We start from the raw sequence: 23335 nt of genomic DNA, 5'->3' as shown, positions 1-23335 counted from the left end.
CATGCGCCAGATCGGCCGCTGGCTGCTGTTGCTCGCCGTCGCCGCGCTCGCGCTGCAGCTGTTCTTCGTCGGTCGCATCGCGCTGATGGCGGTGCTCGCGCCGCAGTCCACCGCGTTCCAGCGGTCGGAGGCCTGGCGCCTGGCGACCTCGGGCACAAGTTTCCACTGGCGCCAACAGTGGGTCGACGCGCCGCAGATCTCGGACAACCTCGAGCGCGCCGTGATCGCCTCGGAAGACTCCGGCTTTCCCGACCACGACGGCGTGGACTGGCAGGCGCTGGAGAAGGCCTGGGAGAAGAACGAGCAGGCTGCGGAACGCGCTGCGACACGGCCCAACGCCAAACCGGCCAAGATCGTCGGCGGCTCCACCATCACGCAGCAACTGGCCAAGAACCTGTTCCTGTCGGGTGAGCGCACGCTGCTGCGCAAGGGCCAGGAGTTCGTGCTGACGCTGGTGCTCGAAGCCCTGCTGGACAAGCGCCGCATCCTGGAGATCTACCTCAACAGCGTGGAATGGGGCGAAGGCGTGTTCGGCGCCGAGGCCGCCGCGCGCCACTACTTCAAGAAGAGCGCGGCGCAGCTGACGGCCTACGAGGCCGCGCGGCTGGCCGTGATGCTGCCGCGGCCGCGCTACTTCGAGAAGCTGCCGAACTCGGCCTACCTGGCGGGACGCAGCCGCACCATCGTCGCCCGCATGGGCGACGTGCAACTGCCGTGATGGGAACAGGCACCCGCGCCAAGATCGTCGGCTGGCTGCTGCTGGGCCTCGTGCGCCTGCTCACCGGCGCGCAGGCGCGCTGGTGGGGCTGCCCGCCCAAGGCCGAGCAGCGCATCTACTTCGCCAACCACCAGAGCCATGCCGACCTGGTCATGATCTGGGCCGCGCTGCCGGCCGAGCTGCGCGGCATCACACGGCCCATCGCGGCCAAGGACTACTGGACCAAGACGCCGCTGCGCCAGTGGATCACCACCGCCGTGTTCAACGCCGTCTACGTGGACCGCGAGCGCACCGAAGGCCAGGACCCGCTCGCCCCGCTGGTGCAGGCGCTGGACGCCGGCGACTCCATCATTCTGTTCCCTGAAGGCACGCGCGGCCACGCCGAGGAGCCGCAGGCCTTCAAGGCTGGGCTGTACAACCTCGCGCTGCGCTTTCCGCAGGTGGTGCTGGTGCCGGCCTGGATCCACAACGTGCAGCGCGTGATGCCCAAGGGCGAGGTCGTGCCCGTGCCCATCCTGTGCTCGGTGACCTTCGGTGCGCCCATGCAGCTGCAGGCCGATGAATCCCGCCAGGACTTCCTGGCCCGCGCGCGCGATGCAGTGGTCGCGCTGAGAGAAGTATGAGCGACGCGCCGGGCCGCCCCAAGCAAGCTCGCACCCCCTTGGGGGCCGCATGAGCAGTTGGCTGCGCAGCTTGAGTTCCAGCGAGCAGGTCGGCGCGCTGTTCGTGCTCGTGTTCGGCCTGCTGATCCTCGTGACCGGCGCGCTGGTCACGCTGTCGGTGCGCAGCCGCAGCGAGGCCGACGAGACACGCCGCGCCATGCAGGCCGACTGGTGGGCGCTGCTCAAGACCAGCTGGATCATGGTCAGCCTGTTCTGGGTCGGCTGGGTGCTGGGCGAGACGGCCGCCACCGTGCTGTTCGCGCTGGTGGCCTTCCTCGCGCTGCGCGAGTTCATCACGCTGTCGCCGACCCGGCGCGGCGACCACCGCAGCCTGGTGCTGGCCTTCTTCGTCGTGCTGCCGGTGCAGTTCTGGCTCGTCGGTAGCAAGCACTTCGACCTGTTCACGGTGTTCATCCCGGTCTACGTGTTCCTGGCCATCCCGGTGGTCAGCGCGCTGGCGGACGACCCGCAGCGCTTCCTCGAGCGCAACGCCAAGCTGCAGTGGGGCATCATGGTCTGCGTCTACGGCATGAGCCATGTACCGGCCTTGCTGCTGCTGAACCTGCGCCACTACGAGGGCCGTGGCGCCTTCCTGGTGTTCTTCCTGGTCTTCGTGGTGCAGACCTGCATGCTGGTGCAGCACCTCGCGGCGCGGCATTTCCCACGGCCGCCAGCCGCACCCCACGTGAGCCGCAGTTTCAACTGGACCAGTTGGGCCGTCGCCGTGCTGGCGGCCAGCAGCCTCGGGGTGCTGCTCTACGCGATCACGCCGTTCCGCCCGCTCGAGGCGCTGGCCATGGGCGCCATCGCCTGCGTGGCGGGCAGCATGGGCCATCTGGTCATGAAGGCGCTCAAGCGCGACCGCGGCGTCACCAACTGGGGGCCGCAAGGCCGCTCGGTCACAGGCGCCAACGGCCTGCTCGACCGCGTGGATGCGCTGTGCTTCGCGGCGCCGGTGTTCTTCCACTCCGCGCGCTGGTACTTCGGCGCATGACCCCTGCATGAGGTCCGCATGAGAATCCTGGGCATCGACCCCGGGCTGCAGTGCACCGGCTTCGGTGTGATCGACGCCGACGGCCCGCACCTGCACTACGTGGCCAGCGGCACGATCAAGACCATGGCCAGCGCCGCCATGGGCGACCTGCCGGCCCGGCTGAAGGTGCTGTTCGACGGCATCGGCGAGATCAACGCACGCTACGCGCCGCAGACCGCGGCCGTGGAGATCGTGTTCGTCAACGTCAACCCGCAATCCACGCTGCTGCTGGGCCAGGCGCGCGGTGCCTGCGTCACGGCGCTGGTCGCACGCGATCTGCCCGTGGCCGAGTACACCGCCTTGCAGATGAAGAAGGCCGTGGTCGGCAGCGGCCGCGCCGACAAGAGCCAGGTGCAGGAGATGGTCAAGCGCCTGCTGCAGCTGCCCGGTGTGCCCGGCAAGGACGCGGCCGATGCGCTGGGCATCGCGATCACGCACGCCCATGTGGGCCAGGCCATGGCACGCATCGCGCAGGCCACGCCGCTCCAGCGCGCGACGACAGGGATGTACAAGGGTGGGCGGGCGCGCTGAGCGCAGCGCTCAGGCGATCCGTTCGAGGATCAGCACCGCGAAGAAGCCCAGCGCCGCCAGCACCGTCCACTTGAGCGTGAGCAGGCCCCAGCGCTTGTAGTGTGGCCGCCCGGTGCCGGCATAGAACGCGAACATCACGCCCGCGGCCAGCAGCAGGAAGAAGATCGCCCAGCGGAACAGCAGCATCGGCTGGACGGCTCACCAGGCCCGCAGCGGCTGGGCGAAGCCCTTGGGCGCCTTGCGCTCGTCGTCGAAGCTGACGATCTCATAGCACTCGGGGTGGGCCAGCAGTTCGCGCAACAGCTGGTTGTTCATGGCATGGCCCGAACGGAAGGCGCTGTAGGCCGCCAGCAGCGGCTTGCCGACGATGTAGAGGTCGCCCATGGCGTCCAGGATCTTGTGCTTGACGAACTCGTCGTCGTAGCGCAGCCCGTCGCTGTTGAGCACCTTGTAGTCGTCCATGACGATGGCGTTGTCCAGCCCGCCGCCCAGGGCCAGGCCGTTGGCGCGCATCATCTCCACGTCCTTGGTGAAGCCGAAGGTGCGCGCACGCGCGATGTCGCGCGCATAGGAGTCCGACGACATGTCGAACTCCACACGCTGGCCCGTGGAGTCCACGGCCGGGTGGTGGAACTCGATCTCGAAGCTGAGCTTGAAGCCGTGGTAGGGCGCAAGGCGCGCCCACTTGAGGTTGGCGCCCTCGCCCTCGCGCACTTCCACCGGCTGGGTCACGCGGATGAAGCGGCGCGGCGCGCGCTGCAGTTCGATGCCGGCGCTCTGCAGCAGGAACACGAAGGAGGCAGCAGAACCATCGAGGATGGGCACCTCTTCGGCGCTGATGTCCACGTACAGATTGTCGATGCCCAGTCCGGCACAGGCCGACATCAGGTGCTCGACCGTGTGCACCTTGGCGGCGCCGTTGGCAATGGTCGATGCCATGCGTGTGTCGCTGACCGACTGCGCCGTGACCGGGATGTCCACGGGCTCGGGCAGGTCGACGCGGCGGAACACGATGCCCGTGTCGGGCTGGGCCGGGCGCAGCGTCAACTCCACGCGCTGGCCGCTGTGCAGGCCCACGCCCACGGCCGTGGTGATGGATTTGAGGGTGCGTTGCGCAAGCATGGGCATGATTTTAAAGGGCATGGTGCCTGCCTACGCCCCGCAGGGCCATCGCTATAACGATCACTCCCATCGCCACAATCAATGCAGCGACGGTGGCCCAAGCAACGGTTCCGGCAGCCGCGGAGCAGGCCCTGCCAGCAGCCGCAGCGGAACGGGCTCTGCCCGGCCGCTGGCGGCGCCCCCTGGGGGTATCGGACTTCTACACGAAGTGAGAAGTCCAGACGGGGGAGAACCTTTTAATCGGCCTGCTTGCGCAGGAAGGCCGGGATCTCGTAGTCGTCCATGCCGCCCGAGGACAGCGCGTCCACGCGCGCCGTGGCCTGCGTGCGGTTGGGCGTGCGCCAGACCTTGGGCACCTGCATCGCGTCGTAGTCGGGCTGGGCGTGGCCCATGCCGCCCATGCCGCTGGCGGCGCTGAGCGTGGGGATGGCGAAGCCCTGGTTGTCGGTGCCCGTGCGCTGCACCACCTGCAGCGGCGGCGCGACACGGCGTTGGTTGCGCGCCAGGCCGGTGGCGACCACCGTCACGCGGATCTGGTCACCCAGGCTTTCGTCGTAGGCCGTGCCGTAGATCACATGCGCTTCGGCCGAGGCGTAGGCGCGGATGGTGTTCATGGCCAGGCGCGATTCGGACAGCTTCAGCGAACCCTTGGCCGCCGTGATCAGCACCAGCACGCCCTTGGCGCCGGACAGGTCGATGCCTTCCAGCAGCGGGCAGGCCACGGCCTGCTCGGCGGCGATGCGCGCGCGGTCCGGGCCGGCGGCCAGGGCCGTGCCCATCATGGCCTTGCCGGGCTCGCCCATCACGGTGCGCACGTCTTCGAAGTCGACGTTCACATGGCCGGGCACATTGATGATTTCGGCGATGCCGCCGACTGCGTTCTTGAGCACGTCGTTGGCGTGCGCGAAGGCTTCGTCCTGCGTGGCGTCGTCACCCATCACTTCGAGCAGCTTCTCGTTGAGCACCACAATCAGCGAGTCGACGTTGGCCTCCAGCTCGGCCAGGCCGGCGTCGGCGTTGGACATGCGCTTGGGGCCTTCGAAGTCGAAGGGCTTGGTGATGACGCCCACGGTCAGGATGCCCATCTCCTTGGCCACGCGCGCGATCACGGGCGCCGCGCCCGTGCCGGTGCCACCGCCCATGCCGGCCGTGATGAACAGCATGTGCGCGCCGCTGATGCTCTGGCGGATGTCGTCGATGGCGGCTTCGGCCGACTCGCGGCCCTTCTCGGGCTTGCTGCCGGCGCCCAGGCCGGTGGTGCCCAGCTGGATGGTCTTGTGCGCGGCCGTGCGGGTGAGGGCCTGCGCGTCGGTGTTGGCGCTGATGAACTCCACGCCTTGCACGCCGCAGCCGATCATGTGCTCGACGGCATTGCCGCCGCCGCCGCCGACGCCGATGACCTTGATTTGGGTGCCGAGGTTGAACTCTTCGACTTCGATCATTTCGATGGGCATGTTCTTGTCCTTCAATCTTTAAAAATGTTGCAGTTGCCTGGTGTGTTCTGAGGTTCTAGATGCTCTTGTGTCTTCGTTGCGGGGGCGGGTGTGGGCTTCGCCATCGCCCCCCGTCCCCGGCATGCCAGGGACCGGCGCGCGCCGGCCGCGGGGGCCGGCTTTGCTGGATCAGTCGGTGTGACATGGATGGTTCTCAGAAGTTGCCGATGAACCAATCTTTCACACGGCCCATGGCGGTCTTCATCGAGCCCGCCTTCTGCGCCACCTTGTAGCCGCGCATGCGTGCCACGCGGCCCTCTTCGAGCAGGCCCATGACGGTGGCCGCCCGCGGCTGGGCCACCATGTCGGCCAGCGCGCTCGAGTACTTGGGCACGCCGCGCCGCACGGGTTTGAGGAAGATGTCCTCGCCGAGCTCGACCATGCCGGGCATGACCACGCTGCCGCCCGTCAGCACGATGCCCGAGGACAGCACCTCCTCGAAGCCCGACTCGCGGATGACCTGCTGCACGAGCGAGAAGATCTCTTCCACGCGCGGCTCGATCACGCCGGCCAGCGCCTGGCGGCTCAGCATGCGCGGGCCGCGGTCGCCCAGGCCCGGCACCTCGACCTGGGTGTCGGGATCGGCCAGCAGCTGCTTGGCGCAGCCGTTCTCGACCTTGATGTCCTCGGCGTCCTTGGTCGGCGTGCGCAGGGCCATCGCGATGTCGCTGGTGATCAGGTCGCCGGCGATCGGGATCACCGCCGTGTGGCGGATCGCACCACCCGTGAAGATCGCCACGTCGGTGGTGCCGGCGCCGATGTCCACCAGCGCCACGCCGAGTTCGCGCTCGTCTTCGGTCAGCACCGACAGGCTGGAGGCCAGCGGGTTCAGCATGAGCTGGTCCACGTCCAGGCCGCAGCGGCGCACGCACTTGATGATGTTCTCGGCCGCGCTCTGCGCGCCCGTGACGATGTGGATCTTGGCCTCCAGCCGGATGCCGCTCATGCCGATCGGCTCCTTCACGTCCTGGCCGTCGATCACGAACTCCTGCGGCTCCACCAGCAACAGGCGCTGGTCGGTCGAGATGTTGATGGCCTTGGCCGTCTCGACCACGCGCGCCACGTCGGCCTGCGTGACCTCGCGGTCCTTCACGGCCACCATGCCCGAGGAGTTGATGCCGCGGATGTGGCTGCCCGTGATGCCCGTGTAGACATGGGCGATCTTGCAGTCGGCCATGAGCTCGGCCTCCTTCAAGGCCTGCTGGATGCTCTGCACGGTGGCGTCGATGTTGACGACCACGCCGCGCTTGAGCCCGTTGCTCGGCGCCACGCCGAAGCCGGCCAGCTTGAGCTCGCCGCCCGGCATGACCTCGGCCACCACGGCCATCACCTTGGCCGTACCGATGTCCAGCCCCACCACCAGATCTTTGTATTCCTTCGCCATGTCAGTTCCTGTTGTTTGGCGTCATTTGCGTTTGGGCGCCGCCGTCGTGACCGTGGTCACGCCGCGCAGCTTCAGGGCGAACCCGGTCGGGTAGCGCAGGTCGGCCGATTCCAGCGCATCCGCGCCGCGTCCGTACTGGCGCGCCACCGTGGGCACGGTTTTCACGAACCGTTCGATGCGCTCGGTGATCTCTTCGGGCGTGCCGCGCCCCAGTTCCACCACGGCGCCCGATCCGAGCTGCACGCGCCAGCTGCCACGGCCCGTGAGTTCCAGCTGCGTGACCTCGGCGTCGAGCGGGTCGAACAGCGGGGCCAGCGTGCGGTACATGCCCAGGATCTGGTCCGACTCGCCATCGGGCCCGAGCAGGCGCGGCAGGTCGCTGCGGTGCACCTCGTCCACGTTGGCCTCGAACACCTCGCCGAAGCTGTTGAGCAGCTGCGAGCCGCTCTCCGGGCCCCAGTAGGCGGCGGCCTGGTGCTCCTGCAGCGTCACGCCCAGCCGGTTCGGGAACTCGCGGCGCACGGTGGCGCGGCGCACCCAGGGCACGGCCTCGAAGGCGCCGCGCGTGGCGTCCAGGTCCACTGTGAAGAAGGTGCCGCGCAGATGCGGTGCCACATTGGCCTTGAGCGTGAGCACGTTGTTGTGCGTGACCTCGCCGCGCACCTCGATGCCGCCCAGCGCGAAGACCGGCTGGCGCAGCACCCACAGGCACAGCGCGCCCAGCGTGAGGCCGGCGAAGATCAGGAACAGCACCGAGGCGGTGACGTTCATGAGCTTGACGTCCATCGGCGCTGGCAGCGTGGCGTTCATGCGGCGGCGGCTCCCGGGGTGTCCAGCGTGGCCGAAGCCAGCACGCGCAGGCACAGATCGGGGTAGGCGATGCCCGACGCGCGTGCGGCCATGGGCACGAGCGAGTGGCCCGTCATGCCCGGCGAGGTGTTCATCTCCAGCAGGAAGGGCTTGCGGTCGCTGGCGCGGATCATCAGATCGGCCCGGCCCCAGCCGCGGCAGCCCAGCGCGCGGTAAGAGGCCAGCACGATGCGCCGGATCTCCATCTCCTCGGCCTGCGGCAGGCCGCTCGGGCACAGGTAGCGCACCTCGTCGGTGAAGTACTTGTTCTGGTAGTCGTAGGCGCCTTCGGGGGCCTGGATGCGGATCACGGGCAGCGCCTCGGCGCCGGCACCCGTGCCCAGCACGGCGCAGGTCACTTCCTCGCCTTCGATGAACTCCTCGCAGAGCACGTCGGGGTCGTACTTCGCCGACAGGCGCACAGCGTCGATCATCTCGGAGTAGCCCTGCACCTTGGTCACGCCGATGGACGAGCCCTCGCGCGGCGGCTTCACGATCAGCGGCAGCCCCAGCGCGTCGGGCACTTGGCGCACGTCGACCAGTTCCTGGCTGCCAGGTTGCAGCACCACGTGGCGCGGTGTGGGCAAGCCACAGGCCTCCCAGATGCGCTTGGTCATGACCTTGTCCATGGCCATGGCGGAGGCCATCACGCCGGAGCCGGTGTAGGGGATGCCCAGCAGTTCCAGCGCGCCCTGCACCGTGCCGTCCTCGCCATGGCGGCCGTGCAGCGCGATGAAGCAGCGCGCGAAGCCATCGCTCTTGAGTTCGTGCAGGCCGCGTTCCGCCGGGTCGAAGGCGTGCGCATTGACGCCGACCAGGCGCAGCGCGTCCAGCACGCCGTTGCCCGACAGGAAAGAGATCTCGCGCTCGGCCGACGTGCCGCCCATCAGGACCGCGACCTTGCCCATGCTGGCTGCCAAACCCGTGCTCATGCCTTCACCCCCGCCAGTTCCACCACCTTCGCCGGCACGCCGCCGATGGAACCGGCGCCCATGCACAGCACCACATCGCCGTCGCGCGCATTGCTGCGGATCGCGGCCGGCATCGCGCCGATGTCGTCCACGAACACCGGCTCGACCTTGCCGGCGACGCGCAGCGCACGGGCCAGCGCCCGGCCGTCGGCCGCGACGATGGGCGTCTCGCCGGCCGCGTAGACCTCGGCCAGCAGCACCGCATCGGCCTCGCCGATGACCTTGACGAAGTCCTCGAAGCAATCGCGCGTGCGGGTGTAGCGGTGCGGCTGGAAGGCCAACACCAGGCGGCGGCCCGGGTAGGCGCCGCGCGCAGCGGCCAGCGTCACGGCCATCTCGACCGGGTGGTGGCCATAGTCCTCGATCACGGTGTAGTGGCCGCCATCGGCTGCCGGCTGCTCGCCGTAGCTCTGGAAGCGCCGGCCCACGCCACGGAACTCGGCCAGGGCCTTGAGCAGGGCCGCGTCCGGCACGTTGAGCTCGACCGCCACGGCGATCGCCGACAGCGCGTTGAGCACGTTGTGGCGGCCGGCCAGGTTCAGCACCACCTGCAGGTCGGGCAGCGTGACGCCGTTGCGGCGCAGCACCGTGAAGTGCATCTGCGTGCCCACCGCGCGCACGTCCACGGCGCGCACCTGGGCGTCCTCGCCGAAGCCGTAGCTCGTGATCGGGCAGGTCACCTGGGGCACGATCTCGCGCACGGCCGCGTCGTCCGTGCACAGGATGGCCGTGCCGTAGAACGGCATGCGGTGCAGGAAGTCGACGAAGGCACCCTTGAGCCGGCCGAAGTCGTGGCCGTAGGTCTCCATGTGGTCGGCGTCGATGTTGGTCACGACGGCCATCACGGGCAGCAGGTTCAGGAACGAGGCATCGGACTCGTCGGCCTCCACCACGATGTAGTCGCCGCCGCCCAGCTTGGCGTTGGCGCCCGCGCTGTTGAGCTTGCCGCCGATCACGAAGGTCGGGTCCAGGCCGGCCTCGGCCAGCACGCTGGCCACCAGGCTGGTGGTTGTCGTCTTGCCGTGCGTGCCGGCGATGGCGATGCCCTGCTTCAGGCGCATCAGCTCGGCCAGCATCAGCGCGCGCGGCACCACCGGGATGCGCATGGCGCGGGCCTGCTGCACCTCGGGGTTGTCGGCCTGCACGGCGGTGGAGGTGACGACCGCGTCGGCGCCGGCCACGTGGGCGGCGTCGTGGCCGACGAAGGTCTGGATGCCCAGGCCGGCCAGCCGGCGCAGCGTGGTGCTGTCGGACATGTCCGAGCCCGAGATCTGGTAGCCCAGGTTGCGCAGCACCTCGGCGATGCCGCTCATGCCGGCGCCGCCCACGCCTACAAAGTGAATATGACGGATGGCGTGCTTCATGCGCGGGCCAATGCTTCGATCTGGTCGGCGACGCGTGCGGCCGCCTGGGGTTTTGCCAATGCGCGCGCCTTGGCCGCCATGGCCTGCAGTGCGTCGCGCGAGAGTCCGGCCAGCAGCTGTGCCAGCCGGCCCGGGGTCAATTCGGTTTGGGGCAGGTGCATGCCGGCACCCTGCCCGGCCAGCCACTGCGCGTTGTCGCGCTGGTGCGACGTGGTGCTGACGATCAGCGGAACCAGCACGGCCGCCACGCCGGCCACACAGAGTTCGCTGACGGTGATGGCGCCGGCGCGGCAGACCACCACGTCGCAATCGGCCAGGGCCTGGGCCATGTCCTCGATGAAGGGAACGGCCTGGGCCGTGACACCGGCTTGCGCGTAGGCCTGGGCCACGGCGGCCTCGTTGCCCTGGCCGCACTGGTGCAGCACCTGGGGGCGCTGCGCCGGCTCCATGGCAGCCAGCGCCTGGGGCAGGCATTCGTTGAGCACGCGCGCGCCCAGGCTGCCGCCGACGACCAGCACGCGCAACGGACCGCTGCGGCCGGCAAAGCGTTCGGCGGGCGCCGGCAGGGCCTCGATCTCGCGGCGTACCGGGTTGCCCGTGACCTGCGATTTCTTGACGCGCGCAACGTCCGGCCCGTCGAAGCCGAAGGCGACGGCGTCGGCCACGGGCAGCAGCGCCTTGTTGCTCATGAGCAGGGCCGCATCGGCATTGACCAACGCCAGCGGCTTGCCGAGCGCGGCCGCCATCAGCCCACCCGGGAAGCAGACATAGCCGCCCATGCCCAGCACCACGTCGGCGCGGCGCCGGCGCAGGATCTGCAGGCAGGACCAGAACGCGCCCAGCATGCGCATGCCGCCGGTCAGCGTGTGCACGAGGCCCTTGCCACGCAGGCCCGAGAAGCCGATGGTGTCCAGCGCGATGCCCGAGGGCGGCACGAGGCGGTTTTCCATGCCGGTGCGCGTGCCCAGCCAGCTGACGGTCCAGCCGCGCGATTGCAGCTCCCGCGCCACCGCCAGGCCCGGGATCACGTGCCCGCCCGTTCCTGCCGCCATGACGACCAGGTGGCTCATCCGCCGCGGCCCCCGTGCATGAGTTGCCGGCTCTCGTAGTCGATGCGCAGCACCACCGCGATGGCCACCACATTGAGCAGGATGGCCGAGCCGCCGAAGCTCATGAGCGGCAGCGTGAGCCCCTTGGTGGGCAGCGCGCCCAGGTTCACGCCCATGTTGATGAAGGCCTGGAAGCCCATCCACACGCCGATGCCCTGGGCCACGAGGCCGGAGAACACGCGGTCCAGCGCGATGGCCTGGCGGCCGATGTGCATGATGCGGCGGATCAGCCAGAAGAACAGCACGATCACGCAGACCACGCCGACCAGGCCGAACTCCTCGCCGATCACGGCCAGCAGGAAGTCGGTGTGGGCTTCGGGCAGCCAGTGCAGCTTCTCCACGCTGCCGCCCAGGCCCACGCCGAAGATCTCGCCGCGGCCGATGGCGATCAGCGAATGCGAGAGCTGGTAGCCCTTGCCCAGCGCGTGCTTCTCGTCCCAGGGGTTGAGGTAGGCGAAGATCCGCTCGCGCCGCCACTCGGAGGTCAGGATCATGAGACTGAAGGCGGTCAGCAGCACGGCCGCGATCAGGAAGAACATGCGCGCATTGACGCCGCCCAGGAACAGGATGCCCATGGCGACGATGGCAATCACCATGAAGGCGCCCATGTCCGGCTCCAGCAGCAGCAGCACGCCGACCAGCGCGATGGCCACGCCCATGGGCAGCACGGCACGCCAGAAGTTCTCCTTCACCTCCATCTTGCGAACCATGTAGGCAGAGGCGTAGAACACCACCGCCAGCTTGGCCAGCTCGGACGGCTGGAAGTTCATGATGCCGATGGAGATCCAGCGGCGTGCGCCGTTCACGCCCTTGCCGATGAAGGGCACCAGCACCAGCACCAGCAACGCGACCGAGAACACGAACAGCCAGCCTGAGTACTTCTCCCAGGTCTGCATCGGCACCTGGAAGGCCAGCAGCGCGGCAACGAAGGCCACGCCGATGGCGATCGCGTGGCGGACCAGGAAGTGCGTCTGCGTGTAGTTCTTGAAGCGCGGGTTGTCCGGCATCGCGATGGAGGCCGAATACACCATGACCAGGCCCCATGCCATCAGTGCCACGCAGACCCACAGCAAGGTCTGGTCGAAGCCCAGCACGCGCACGGGCGTGGCGCGCGTCTGCGCATAGCCGCCCGTGCCCAGGCGCACGGGAAGCGCGTCGGCGGCGGCCTGCGGCAGGCCGCGGAACCAGTTGGGCAGGCGCAGCGAGGGCAGATTCATAGGGAGCCTTCCATGGCCACGCCAGCGGCGTCGGCCAACACGCCCACCGCGGCGCGGAAGACCTCGGCGCGGTGTTCGTAGTTGCGGAACATGTCGAAGCTGGCGCAAGCCGGCGACATCAGCACGGCGTCGCCCGGCTGGGCCCGCTCGGTGGCCAGGCGCACGGCCTCCTCCATGCTGGCGGCATCGAGCAGCGCGACGCCGGCATCGGCGAGTGCGGCGCGGATCAGCGGCGCGTCGCGGCCGATCAACACCACGGCGCGCGCGAAGGCGGCCACGGGCTGCGCCAGCGGCGCGAAGTCCTGGCCCTTGCCCTCGCCGCCCAGGATCACGACCACGCGGCGCTCGGCGCCCAGGCCGTTCAGCGCGGCCACGGTGGCGCCCACGTTGGTGCCCTTGCTGTCGTCGAAGTACTCGATCTCCTCGACGAGGGCGATGGGCTCCACGCGGTGCGGCTCGCCGCGGTACTCGCGCAGGCCGTAGAGCATGGGCGCCAGCGCGCAACCGGCGGACTGGGCCAGTGCCAGCGCGGCCAGCGCATTGACGGCGTTGTGGCGGCCGCGGATGCGCAGCGCGTCGGCCGGCATCAGGCGTTGCAGCGTCAGTTCCTCGGGCGCCTCGGAGCGCTTGCGCTTCAAGCCATCGCTCTCGCGTGCGCGCACCAGCCAGGCGATGCCATTGACGACTTCCAGCCCCCAGTCGCCCGGGCGCTGCGGCAGTTCGGCGCCGAAGCTCTGGTGGTCGCGCTGCACGGGCTTGGCCTTGGAGCCCTTGGCCACCACAGGCTTAGGCAGCATGGCCATGACTTCGGCGTCGTCGCGGTTGAGCAGCATCAGCGTGCGCGCGCCGAAGATGCGGGCCTTGGCCTGGGCGTAGGCGGCCATGCTGCCGTGCCAGTCCAGGTGGTCCTGCGTGAGGTTGAGCACGGTCGCGGCCGTGGGCTCGAACTGGCTGGAGGCGTCGAGCTGGAAGCTGGACAGCTCCAGCACCCAGACCTCGGGCAGGTCCTCGGCCGCGATGCGCGCGGCCAGCGTGTCCAGCAGCGTGGGACCGATGTTGCCGGCCACGGCCACGCTCTTGCCGGCGCGCTCGACGAGCTGGCCCGTCAGCGAGGTCACGGTGGTCTTGCCGTTGGTGCCGGTGATGGCCAGCACGGCCGGGCGGTAACCCGTCTCGATGGGCGGCGGCGCGATGGGCGGCAGGCTGGTGTCGTCGTCATCGGCCAGCACGGGCGCGGCCGACGGCGGGGCCGATTCGGAAGGCGCGGTGTCGTCGGACAGCTCGGCGTGGATGGGTTCTTCTGCCTGCCCGGGCTCCTGCGCTTCCTGCTCCGGCGCATCTTCGGCCTCGGCGGGCAGTTCTGCGTCGCGCAGGTCCTTGATCGCCTGTGCGAACAGGTCGAGTTCGCCGCCGACGAACAGGCCGATGGCGCGCGCGGCGTCCAGCACCGGTGCCAGCTGCGCGGGCGACAGGCCGGGCGAGCGGTAGACGGCACGCACGTCCTGGCCTTCGACCAGGGCCGCGCCGAACGCGCCGGCGACGAAACGCACCTGCGGCAGCTCGGCCTGCAACTGGGCCAGTTGCGGCGGCGCCTCGCGCGTGTCGGCCACGGTCACGCGCGCACCATGCGCGGCGCACCAGCGCGCCATCGCCAGGCCGGACGCGCCCAGGCCCAGGATCAGCACGGAGAGGTCTTGGAGGTGTTTCATCGTGCCGGCCCTATCGCAGCTTCAGGGTGGACAGGCCGATCAGGCACAAGAGCATGGTCACGATCCAGAAGCGCACGACGACCTGCGTCTCCTTCCAGCCGCTCTTCTCGAAGTGGTGGTGCAGCGGCGCCATCTTGAGGATGCGCCGGCCCTGGCCGTACTTCTTCCTGGTGTACTTGAACCAGCTGACCTGGATGATCACGGACAGCGCCTCGACCACGAAGATGCCGCCCATGATGGCCAGCACGATCTCCTGGCGCACGATGACCGCGATGGTGCCGAGCGCCCCGCCCAGCGCCAGCGCGCCCACGTCGCCCATGAAGACCTGGGCCGGGTGCGCGTTGAACCACAGGAAGGCCAGGCCCGCGCCGGACATGGCGGCGCAGAAGATCATGAGTTCGCCCGCGCCCGGGATGTTGGGCAGCAGCAGGTACTTGGCGAACACGGCGTTGCCGGTCACGTAGCAGAACAGGCCCAGCGCTGCGCCGACCAGGATGACGGGCATGATGGCCAGGCCGTCCAGCCCGTCGGTCAGGTTCACGGCGTTGGACGCGCCGACGATGACCAAGTAGGTCATGACCACGAAGCCCAGCACGCCCAGCGGGTAGCTCACTTCCTTGAAGAACGGCACCTGCAGGCCGGCCTTGGGCGGCAGGCTCAGGTCGAAGCCGGACTGCACCCAGGCCATGAACAGCTCGAACACGCGCTGGTTGGAGTTCTCCGAGATCGAGAACACCAGGTAGACCGCGGCCACCAGGCCGATCAGCGACTGCCACAGGTATTTCTCGCGCGAGCGCATGCCCTCGGGATCCTTGCGGACCACCTTGCGCCAGTCGTCGACCCAGCCGATCGCGCCGAAGCCGAAGGTGACCAGCATCACGATCCAGACGAAGCGGTTGGACAGGTCGAACCAGAGCAGCGTGGACAGCGCAATGGACAAGAGGATCAGTACGCCACCCATGGTCGGCGTGCCGCTCTTGGCCAGGTGCGCCTCGATGCCGTAGCCGCGGATCGGCTGGCCGATCTTGAGCTCGCGCAGCTTGCGGATCACGAACGGGCCCATGCCGATGCCGATGACCAGCGCGGTCATGGCGGCCATCACGGCGCGGAAGGTGATGTATTGGAACAGGCGCAGGAAGCCCAGTTCGGGCGACAGCGTCTGCAGCCATTGGGCCAGGCTAAGCAGCATGGGCACCCTCCTGCTGCAAGGCTTCGACCACACGCTCCATCTTCATGAAGCGCGAGCCCTTGACCAGCACGCTGGCCACCTGCGGCGCGAGCGCGCACGCGGCCTCGACCAGCGCCTGGGCATCGTCGAAATGCCGGGCGCCGGCACCGAAGGCCGCGACCGTGCCGGCGCTCTGCACGCCCAGGGCGAGCAGGTGCTCGATGCCGGCCGCACGCGCCTGCGCGCCGGCCTCGGCGTGGAAGCGCGGGCCGGCGTCGCCGACCTCGCCCATGTCGCCCAGCACCAGCAGGCGCGGGCCCGGCAGCGCGGCCAGCACGGCGATGGCGGCGGCCACGGAATCGGGGTTGGCGTTGTAGCTGTCGTCCACGAGCGTGCGGCCTTTGGGCAGCGCCAGCGCACGCGAACGGCCCTTGACCGGCTCGAAGGCCGCCAGGCCCGCGGCGATGGAGGCGATGGGCACGCCGGCCGCCAGTGCGCAGGCCGTGGCCGCCAGCGCGTTCTGCACGTTGTGGCGGCCCGCGATGCGCAGCCGCAGCGCGAAGCCGCCCTGCGGCGTGTGCACGCGCAGCTGCCAGGCACCATCGGACCAGCGCGGTTCGTCGGCACGGACCTCGGCGGTAGGCGCGTCCAGGCCGAAAGTGATGACGCGGCGCTGGCCGGCCATCCCGCGCCACAGCGGCAGGTAGGTGTCGCCGGCCGGCAGCACCACGGTGCCGCTCGGCGGCAGCGCGGCGATGACGGACCCGTTCTCGCGCGCCACGGCCTCGATGGTGGCCATGAACTCCATGTGCTCGCGCTGCGCGTTGTTGACCACGGCCACCGTGGGCTGGGCGATGGTGGCCAGCTGGGCGATCTCGCCCGGATGGTTCATGCCGAGCTCGACCACGCCCAGGCGGTGGCCCGCGCGCAGGCGCAGCAGCGTGAGCGGCAGGCCGATATCGTTGTTGAGGTTGCCCTGGGTGGCGAAGGCGGCCTCTCCGGCGGCCGCGCGCAGGATGGCGGCGACCATCTGCGTGACCGTGGTCTTGCCGTTGCTGCCCGTCACGGCCACCAGCGGCAGCGTGAACTGGGCGCGCCAGCCGCGCGCGAGCTGACCCAGCGCGGCGATGGTGTCGTCGACCTCGATGCAGGGCAGGCCGTGCACGGCAAAGCCGCCGCTGGCGCCACGCAGGCACAGCGCGGCCGTGGCACCGGAGGCCTTGGCCTGCGCCAGCATGTCGTTGGCGTCGAAGCGCTCGCCGCGGATCGCGACGAACAGGTCGCCAGCGGCCAGCGTGCGCGTGTCGCTGTGCACCCGGGCGCAGCGCACGGCGCCGTCGCCCTGCAACGTGCCACCGGGGATCCAGGCCAGGGCCTGGTGCAGGCTCAGCATGCGGCACCTCCGGAGCGGGCTGCGAGTGCGGCCTCGGCCTGTTCGCGGTCGGAGAACGGCAGCTTGGCGCCGGCGATTTCCTGGGTGGTCTCATGGCCCTTGCCGGCCAGCAGCACCACGTCCGGTGCTGCCGCCTGGGCCAGGGTCTCGGCGATGGCGCGCGCGCGGTCGGCCTGCACCTGTGCGCGGGCGCGCTCGGTGAGGCCCGCAAGAATCTGCTCGATGATGCTCTCCGGGGTTTCCTGCCGGGGGTTGTCGCTGGTCACGACCACGTGGTCTGCGGCGCGCTCGGCCACGGCGCCCATCAGCGGGCGCTTGCCCGCGTCGCGGTTGCCGCCGCAGCCGAACAGGCACCAGAGCCGGCCGCCTCTCGCCTCGGCCAGCGGGCGCAGGGCGCGCAGCGCCTGCTCCAGCGCATCGGGCGTGTGGGCGTAGTCGATGGCCACGAGGGGCTGGCCGTCCAGCGCGATGCGCTCCATGCGGCCCGGCACGGGCAGCAACGCGGTGCAGGCCGCGACGGCATCGGCCAGCGCGAAGCCCAGCGCGCGCAGGGCGCCGATGACGCCCAGCAGGTTGTTGACGTTGTACTGGCCGATCAGCGGCGTGGCCAGGTGGGCGGCTTCAACGCCTTCGCGCACCGTGAAGGCCAGCCCACCATCGGCGTAGCCGATGTCGGTGGCCGCCAGGCGCGCGGCGCCCTGGGCCGAGACCGTCCACAGGTCCAGCGCACCGGCGGCCAGCCGGTCGGCCAGGCCGCGGCCATGGGCGTCGTCCACGTTGACGACGGCGGCCTGCAGGCCCGGCCAGTCGAACAGTTCGGCCTTGGCCTGCCAGTAGGCGGCCATGGAACCGTGGTAGTCCAGGTGGTCCTGCGTGAAGTTGGTGAAGATGGCCAGGCGGATGCGCGTGCCGTCCAGGCGCCGCTCGGCGATGCCGATGGACGAGGCCTCGATGGCACAGGCTGCCAGGCCCGTGTCCACGAACTGGCGCAGCCGCGCCTGCAGCAGCACCGGGTCGGGCGTGGTCATGCCGGTGGACACCACGGCCGGCGGCACGCCCGTGCCCAGCGTGCCGACCACGGCGCAGCCGCGCGGCTCCACACCGGCGGCCTGCTGCGCCTGCGTGAGTGCCTGCGCCAGCCACCAGGCGGTGGAGGTCTTGCCGTTGGTGCCGGTCACGGCCAGCAGGTCCAGCGCCTGCGAAGGTTGTTCGTAGTAGGCCGCGGCGATCGGGCCGGAGCCTGCCTTCAGGCCGGCGAACGCGGCCACGGCCTCGCCGCCGAAGCCATAGGCCTCGCTGCCCTCGTGCTCGACCAGGCAGGCCACCGCGCCCTGGGCCAGCGCCTGCGGCACGAAGCGCCGGCCATCGGTGGCCGCGCCGGGCCAGGCGATGAAGCCGTCGCCGGGGCCGACCTGGCGGCTGTCGGTGTGCAGCACGCCCGTGACGCGGCCGCGCAGCCAGGCTGCGCAGTCCTGCACGGTGGCGATGCTGGCCGGTGCAGGCATCAGAACGACTCCTCCACGGTGGTCGCGACCACCTGGGGCTTGACGGCCATGTCGGGCTGCACGCCCATCATGCGCAGCGTCTGCTGCACCACCTCGCTGAACACCGGGGCGGCCACGGTGCCACCGTAGAAGGTGCCGTTGCTGGGCTCGTCCACCATCACGCCGACGATGATGCGCGGCTTGTCGATGGGCGCCATGCCCGTGAACCAGGCGCGGTACTTGCCCACCGCATAGCCCTTGCCGGCCTGCTTGCGCGCCGTGCCCGACTTGCCGCCGACCGAGTAGCCCACGGTCTGCGCCAGCTGGCCGGTGCCGCCGGGGCCGGCCGCCATCTGCAGCATGTGGCGCACGGCGGCCGCGTTCTTGGCCGAGAACACCTGCGTGCCGACCGCCGGCTCGCTGTGCTTGAGCATGGTCACGGGGATGATGGAGCCGTCGTGCGCGAAGGCCGTGTACGACTGCACCATCTGGAACAGCGAGGCCGACAGGCCGTAGCCATAGGCCATGGTGGCCTGTTCGACCGGCTTCCAAGTCTTCCACGGGCGCAGCCGGCCCGTGACGGCGCCGGGGAACTGCACCTGCGGCTTCTGGCCATAGCCCAGCGCCGTGAAGGTGTCCCACATCTCGTGCGGCGTCATCTTCTGGGCGATCTTGAGCGCGCCGACGTTCGACGACTTCTGGATCACGCCCTCGACCGTCAGCGTGCCGTAGTTGTGCGTGTCGCTGATCGTGAAGCCACCGAGCTGGAAGCGGCCCGGGTTGGTCTCGATGATGGTCTGCGGCGTGACGCGGCCGGCCTCCAGCGCCATGGCGACCGTGATGGGCTTCATGGTCGAGCCAGGCTCGAAGGTGTCGGTGATGGCGCGGTTGCGCAGCTGCTCGCCGGTCAGGTTGCGGCGCTGGTCGGGCACGTAGCTGGGGTAGTTGGCCAGTGCCAGCACCTCGCCCGTGACGGCATCGAGCACCACCACGCTGCCGGCCTTGGCCTTGTGCTGGGCCACGGCGTCGCGCAGCTTCTGGTAGGCGAAGAACTGCACCTTGCTGTCGATGGACAGCTGGATGTCGCGCCCGTCCGAAGGCGGCACCTCGTCGCCGATGTCCTCGACCACGCGGCCGAGCCGGTCCTTGATCACGCGGCGCGAGCCGGCCTTGCCCAGCAGTTCGTGCTGGAAGGCCAGCTCCACGCCCTCCTGGCCCTGGTCTTCCACGTTGGTGAAGCCGACCACGTGCGCGGCGGACTCGCCCTCGGGGTAGTGGCGCTTGTATTCGGGCCGCTCGTGCACGCCCTTGATCTTGAGCGCCATGATCTGCTGGGCGATCGGCGCATCGACCTGGCGGCGCAGCCAGACGAAGCTCTTGTCCTCGTCCTCCAGGCGCTTGTTGAGGTCGGCGATGGGCATGTCCAGCAGCTTGGCGAGCTGGCGCAGTTTGGCCGGGTCGCGGTCCACCTCTTCGGGAATCGCCCAGATGCTGGCGGCCACCACGCTGCCTGCGAGCAGCAGGCCGTTGCGGTCCAGCACGCGGCCGCGGCTGGCCGGCAGCTCCAGCGTGCGCATGAAGCGCACCTTGCCTTGGCGCTGGAAGAAGTCGTTCTCGATGACCTGGATGTAGGCGGCGCGCGCGGTCAGGCCGACGAAGCCCAGCGCCAGCGCGGCGACGACGAACTTGCTGCGCCAGACCGGCGTCTTGCCTGCGAGCAGCGGGCTGGAGGTGTAGCGCACGCTACGGCTGTTGCGGCTCATCGCCGGGCTCCCGGACGTTGTGGCGCCACTGCCGCCGAGGCCGCAGGAGCCGCGGGCAGCGGGATCAGGGCGCCGGTGCTGGCACTGACGTATTGCGTGATGGCCGGCGTGGTGGTGCGCATCTGCAGCTGCTCCTTGGCGAGCTTTTCCACGCGCAGCGGCGTGGCCTGGCCGCGTCGCTCGACCTGCAAGCGGTCGAACTCCACGTCGAGCCGGCGCGCGAGCCGGGTCTCGCGGTCCAGCTGCACCGTGAGGTTGCGCGACTCGTACTGCGTGCGCACGAGGTACATGGCGCTGGCCATCACGGCCAGCAGCAGCACGAGGTTGAGCCGGGTCATGCGGCCGTCCTCTCGGCCACGCGCATGACCGCACTGCGCGCACGCGGGTTGGCGGCGACCTCGGCCGCCGAAGGCATCACACGGCCCAGCGCCTTGAGCGGCATGGCCGCGCTCTTGCCCAGCATCCAGTCGGGCGAGCGGCGGTCCACGGTCTCCTTTGCGTGGCGTGCGATGAACTGCTTGACGATGCGGTCTTCCAGCGAATGGAAGCTGATCACCGCCAGCCGGCCGCCCGGCGCGAGCACGCGCAGGGCCGCGCTCAGCGCCTGTTGCAGCTCTTCAAGCTCGGCGTTGATGTGAATCCGAAGAGCCTGAAATGTGCGCGTTGCAGGGTCCTTGCCCGGCTCGCGGGTTTTGACCGCGCCAGCCACGAGCTGGGCCAGCTCGGCGGTGGTTGAAACAGGGCCCCGTTCTTGTCGGCGAGCAACAATCGCCTTTGCAATCGGAACAGCAAACCGTTCTTCGCCATAGTCACGAATCACCTCCGCGATGGTTGTGGTGTCGGCCGTGGCAAGCCACTCGGCCACGCTAGCGCCGCGCGTCGTGTCCATGCGCATGTCCAGCGGTCCATCGGCACGGAAGCTGAAGCCCCGCGCCGGATCGTCGATCTGGGGCGAGCTCACGCCCAGATCCATCAGCACGCCGGCCACACTGGCCTCGGGCAGCTCGCCCAGGGCGTGGAAGGCCTGGTGCCGGATGGAAAAGCGCGGGTCGGCGATCTGCGCCGCGGCCGCCACGGCCTGCGGGTCGCGGTCGAACGCGACCAGCCGGTCGTCCGGACCCAGCCGCGACAGCAGGAGGCGGCTGTGGCCGCCGCGGCCGAAGGTCGCGTCCACGAAGGTGCGTGCCGCACCCGGTGCCGGCTGCGCCTGCTTGTTGAAAAGAGCCTCGACTGCTTCGTTCAACAAGACGGTGGTGTGAATCCATGAGGTTTCCACCGCCGGCCCTTAGAAGTTGATGCCCTTGAACGCTTCGGGCGGCGGCGCCTTCAGCGCCTCGGCTTCCTTGGCCTGGTAGGTCGCCTTGTCCCACAGCTCCAGGTGGTTGCCCATGCCCAGCAACACCGTGTCCTTGGTGATGCCGACCGCCTCGCGCAGTTCGGGTGCGACCAACACGCGGCCACTGGCATCCATGTCGACGTCCATGGCGTTGCCCAGAAAGAGGCGCTTCCACCAGTGGGCTTCGGCCGGCAACGCGACGATCTGGGCGCGGAACAGTTCCCACTCGGGCCGCGGATAGACCATCAGGCAGCCGTGCGGATGCCTGGTGATGGTCAGCGCGCCCTTGCCGCCAGCCTCCGATTCGAGCGCAGGCCGATACCGGGTCGGCATGGATAGCCGACCCTTTGCATCGAGACTGAGCGACGAAGGCCCTTGAAACACCGCGCACCACCTTGGGTTCGTGCTGGGGAAAAATGGGCTGAAATAGCCCAAACACCCCACAAAACTGCACCTTTTCCCACTGTAGCACCAAACGCGCGGGCCACCCGATGGGTGGCCCGTCTTTTTGTAATCAAATCAACGACTTAGCTAGCAGAAACGCAGCGCCGCAAAAGAGTAAAAATCGTTAAAAATGAAGCACTTAGCACGAATATTCAATGTGCGTGTTGAGCTTCGCGATTTCGACCCACTGGCTGCATACACAGGTGGCGCCTGGTACGCGGTTCACAGAATATAACGCGACAGATCCTCGTCCCGGCTGAGCGCGTCGAGCCGCGCGTTCACATACGCGGCGTCGACCACCACGGTTTGTCCGCCCAGCCTGGTGGCCTCGAAGCTGACCTCGTCCAGCAGCCGCTCCAGCACCGTGGACAGGCGCCGGGCGCCGATGTTCTCGGTGCGCTCATTGACCTCGTAGGCGATGTGGGCCAAGCGCGTGACCCCCTCGGGCGTGAACTCCAGCGTGACATTCTCGGTCGCCAGCAGCGCCTGGTACTGGCGCACCAGCGACGCGTGGGTCTGGGTGAGGATGGCCTCGAAATCCTGCACCGACAGCGACTGCAATTCGACGCGGATCGGGAAGCGCCCCTGCAGCTCGGGGATCAGGTCGCTGGGCTTGGACAGGTGGAAGGCGCCCGAGGCGATGAACAGGATGTGGTCGGTGCGCACCACGCCGTACTTGGTCGTCACGGCCGTGCCCTCGACCAGCGGCAGCAGGTCGCGCTGCACACCCTGGCGCGAGACCTCGCCGGCCTGGCCTTCGCTGCGCGAGGTGACCTTGTCGATCTCGTCGATGAAGACGATGCCGTTCTGCTCGGCGTTGTGCACGGCCTCCAGCTTGATCTCTTCCTCGTTGACGAGCTTGGCGGCCTCCTCCTCGGTCAAGAGCTTCATGGCCTCGCCGATGCGCAGCTTGCGCGTCTTGCGCTTTTGCTGGCCCATCTGGCTGAACATGCCGCGCAGTTGCTCGGTCATCTCTTCCATGCCGGGGGGGCCCATGATCTCCAGGGCCTGCTTGGCGTCGGCCACGTCGATCTCGATCTCCTTGTCGTCCAGCTGGTGCTCGCGCAGCTTCTTGCGGAAGGCCTGACGCGCCGTGCTGTCGGCCGGCTTCTCGACCGGGCTGCTCGTGGAAAGGCCGAAGGAGGCATCGGCGGCCGGCAGGCGCGCGGGCGGCAGCAACACGTCGAGCACGCGCTCTTCGGCGGCGTCCTCTGCGCGCGTGCGCATCTTGCGCATGGCCTGCTCGCGCGTTTGCTTGACGGCCGAGTCGACAAGGTCGCGGATGATGGAATCCACGTCCTTGCCGACATAGCCGACCTCGGTGAACTTGGTGGCCTCGACCTTGATGAAGGGTGCATCGGCCAGCCTGGCCAGGCGGCGCGCGATCTCGGTCTTGCCCACGCCCGTGGGGCCGATCATGAGGATGTTCTTGGGCGTGATCTCCACGCGCAGCTTTTCCTCGACCTGCTGGCGGCGCCAGCGGTTGCGCAGCGCAATGGCCACGGCGCGCTTGGCGTCCTTCTGGCCGACGATGTGGCGGTCGAGCTCGGAGACGATCTCCTGCGGGGTCATCGATGACATGGGC

Annotated in this window: 22 protein-coding genes; 4 read left to right on the top strand and 18 right to left on the bottom strand. The window is 69.3% G+C overall.

Going from position 1 to position 23335, the window contains the following annotated elements; translation table 11 throughout:
• The first annotated feature begins 1 nt into the window (after position 1).
• The 4 genes from mtgA to ruvC are packed head-to-tail and all read left to right on the top strand — an operon-like array spanning position 2 to position 2944.
• Positions 2–718 (top strand): monofunctional biosynthetic peptidoglycan transglycosylase, encoded by a 717-nt coding sequence (gene mtgA, locus ACSQ4M_RS11505; RefSeq protein ID WP_436189661.1) that lies wholly within the window; start codon positions 2–4, stop codon positions 716–718.
• Positions 718–1341 (top strand): lysophospholipid acyltransferase family protein, encoded by a 624-nt coding sequence (locus ACSQ4M_RS11500; RefSeq protein ID WP_436189660.1) that lies wholly within the window; start codon positions 718–720, stop codon positions 1339–1341. Before mtgA ends, ACSQ4M_RS11500 begins: the two co-directional genes overlap by 1 nt.
• A 49-nt stretch (positions 1342–1390) precedes the next feature.
• Positions 1391–2374, top strand: a complete 984-nt coding sequence (locus tag ACSQ4M_RS11495) for a phosphatidate cytidylyltransferase (protein WP_436189659.1) — start codon at positions 1391–1393, stop codon at positions 2372–2374.
• Between the two features lie 18 nt (positions 2375–2392).
• The gene (gene ruvC / locus ACSQ4M_RS11490) at positions 2393–2944 is read left to right on the top strand and encodes a crossover junction endodeoxyribonuclease RuvC (protein WP_436189658.1); all 552 of its coding nucleotides are present in this window, start codon (positions 2393–2395) and stop codon (positions 2942–2944) included.
• Positions 2945–2953: 9 nt separating this feature from the next.
• On the opposite strand, the gene ACSQ4M_RS11485 is transcribed toward ruvC, so the two are convergent.
• The 18 genes from ACSQ4M_RS11485 to hslU all read right to left on the bottom strand — a co-directional run bounded on the left by ACSQ4M_RS11485 (position 2954) and on the right by hslU (position 23331).
• On the bottom strand, positions 2954–3130 hold the full coding sequence (locus tag ACSQ4M_RS11485) for a hypothetical protein (protein ID WP_170168133.1): 177 nt from the start codon (positions 3128–3130) through the stop codon (positions 2954–2956).
• Positions 3131–3142: 12 nt separating this feature from the next.
• Entirely contained in the window at positions 3143–4066 is a 924-nt protein-coding gene (lpxC, locus tag ACSQ4M_RS11480) for a UDP-3-O-acyl-N-acetylglucosamine deacetylase (RefSeq protein ID WP_436189657.1), read from the bottom strand.
• 236 nt (positions 4067–4302) lie between these two features.
• A complete protein-coding gene (gene ftsZ, locus ACSQ4M_RS11475; protein WP_436189656.1) occupies positions 4303–5520 on the bottom strand; it encodes a cell division protein FtsZ in 1218 nt (405 codons plus the stop codon).
• A 193-nt stretch (positions 5521–5713) separates the two neighbouring features.
• Positions 5714–6943: a cell division protein FtsA gene (ftsA, locus tag ACSQ4M_RS11470; protein ID WP_056901155.1), complete on the bottom strand. Its 1230-nt coding sequence runs from the start codon at positions 6941–6943 to the stop codon at positions 5714–5716.
• Between the two features lie 21 nt (positions 6944–6964).
• On the bottom strand, positions 6965–7753 hold the full coding sequence (locus tag ACSQ4M_RS11465; RefSeq protein ID WP_436189655.1) for a cell division protein FtsQ/DivIB: 789 nt from the start codon (positions 7751–7753) through the stop codon (positions 6965–6967).
• Positions 7750–8724, bottom strand: coding sequence for a D-alanine--D-alanine ligase (locus ACSQ4M_RS11460; protein ID WP_436189654.1), 975 nt, complete (start codon positions 8722–8724; stop codon positions 7750–7752). Before ACSQ4M_RS11460 ends, ACSQ4M_RS11465 begins: the two co-directional genes overlap by 4 nt.
• Positions 8721–10127: a UDP-N-acetylmuramate--L-alanine ligase gene (gene murC / locus ACSQ4M_RS11455; protein WP_436189653.1), complete on the bottom strand. Its 1407-nt coding sequence runs from the start codon at positions 10125–10127 to the stop codon at positions 8721–8723. Before murC ends, ACSQ4M_RS11460 begins: the two co-directional genes overlap by 4 nt.
• Positions 10124–11197, bottom strand: a complete 1074-nt coding sequence (gene murG, locus ACSQ4M_RS11450) for an undecaprenyldiphospho-muramoylpentapeptide beta-N-acetylglucosaminyltransferase (protein ID WP_436189652.1) — start codon at positions 11195–11197, stop codon at positions 10124–10126. The genes murC and murG overlap by 4 nt, the downstream gene beginning before the upstream one ends.
• On the bottom strand, positions 11194–12453 hold the full coding sequence (ftsW, locus tag ACSQ4M_RS11445) for a putative lipid II flippase FtsW (protein WP_436189651.1): 1260 nt from the start codon (positions 12451–12453) through the stop codon (positions 11194–11196). The genes murG and ftsW overlap by 4 nt, the downstream gene beginning before the upstream one ends.
• Positions 12450–14162, bottom strand: a complete 1713-nt coding sequence (murD, locus tag ACSQ4M_RS11440; protein ID WP_436189650.1) for a UDP-N-acetylmuramoyl-L-alanine--D-glutamate ligase — start codon at positions 14160–14162, stop codon at positions 12450–12452. The genes ftsW and murD overlap by 4 nt, the downstream gene beginning before the upstream one ends.
• A 10-nt stretch (positions 14163–14172) precedes the next feature.
• Complete coding sequence (mraY, locus tag ACSQ4M_RS11435; RefSeq protein ID WP_436189649.1) at positions 14173–15351, bottom strand: phospho-N-acetylmuramoyl-pentapeptide-transferase; 1179 nt, start codon at positions 15349–15351, stop codon at positions 14173–14175.
• Positions 15341–16723: a UDP-N-acetylmuramoyl-tripeptide--D-alanyl-D-alanine ligase gene (locus ACSQ4M_RS11430; RefSeq protein WP_436189648.1), complete on the bottom strand. Its 1383-nt coding sequence runs from the start codon at positions 16721–16723 to the stop codon at positions 15341–15343. The genes mraY and ACSQ4M_RS11430 overlap by 11 nt, the downstream gene beginning before the upstream one ends.
• A complete protein-coding gene (locus tag ACSQ4M_RS11425; protein WP_436189647.1) occupies positions 16717–18228 on the bottom strand; it encodes a UDP-N-acetylmuramoyl-L-alanyl-D-glutamate--2,6-diaminopimelate ligase in 1512 nt (503 codons plus the stop codon). Before ACSQ4M_RS11425 ends, ACSQ4M_RS11430 begins: the two co-directional genes overlap by 7 nt.
• Positions 18228–19970, bottom strand: a complete 1743-nt coding sequence (locus ACSQ4M_RS11420) for a peptidoglycan D,D-transpeptidase FtsI family protein (RefSeq protein ID WP_436189646.1) — start codon at positions 19968–19970, stop codon at positions 18228–18230. Before ACSQ4M_RS11420 ends, ACSQ4M_RS11425 begins: the two co-directional genes overlap by 1 nt.
• Complete coding sequence (gene ftsL / locus ACSQ4M_RS11415) at positions 19967–20308, bottom strand: cell division protein FtsL (RefSeq protein ID WP_436189645.1); 342 nt, start codon at positions 20306–20308, stop codon at positions 19967–19969. The genes ACSQ4M_RS11420 and ftsL overlap by 4 nt, the downstream gene beginning before the upstream one ends.
• A complete protein-coding gene (gene rsmH / locus ACSQ4M_RS11410) occupies positions 20305–21246 on the bottom strand; it encodes a 16S rRNA (cytosine(1402)-N(4))-methyltransferase RsmH (RefSeq protein WP_436189644.1) in 942 nt (313 codons plus the stop codon). The genes ftsL and rsmH overlap by 4 nt, the downstream gene beginning before the upstream one ends.
• 9 nt (positions 21247–21255) lie before the next feature.
• Positions 21256–21690 (bottom strand): division/cell wall cluster transcriptional repressor MraZ, encoded by a 435-nt coding sequence (gene mraZ / locus ACSQ4M_RS11405; protein WP_056662994.1) that lies wholly within the window; start codon positions 21688–21690, stop codon positions 21256–21258.
• Positions 21691–21972: 282 nt separating this feature from the next.
• Entirely contained in the window at positions 21973–23331 is a 1359-nt protein-coding gene (hslU, locus tag ACSQ4M_RS11400) for an ATP-dependent protease ATPase subunit HslU (RefSeq protein WP_436189643.1), read from the bottom strand.
• Positions 23332–23335 lie beyond the last annotated feature (4 nt).

Origin of the sequence: Pseudorhodoferax sp. LjRoot39 (genome assembly GCF_964253035.1) — a bacterium.
Classification (GTDB): Bacteria; Pseudomonadota; Gammaproteobacteria; order Burkholderiales; family Burkholderiaceae_C; genus Pseudorhodoferax.
Note: the sequence above shows the minus strand (reverse complement) of the source record. Positions and strands in the feature narration are given on the sequence as shown.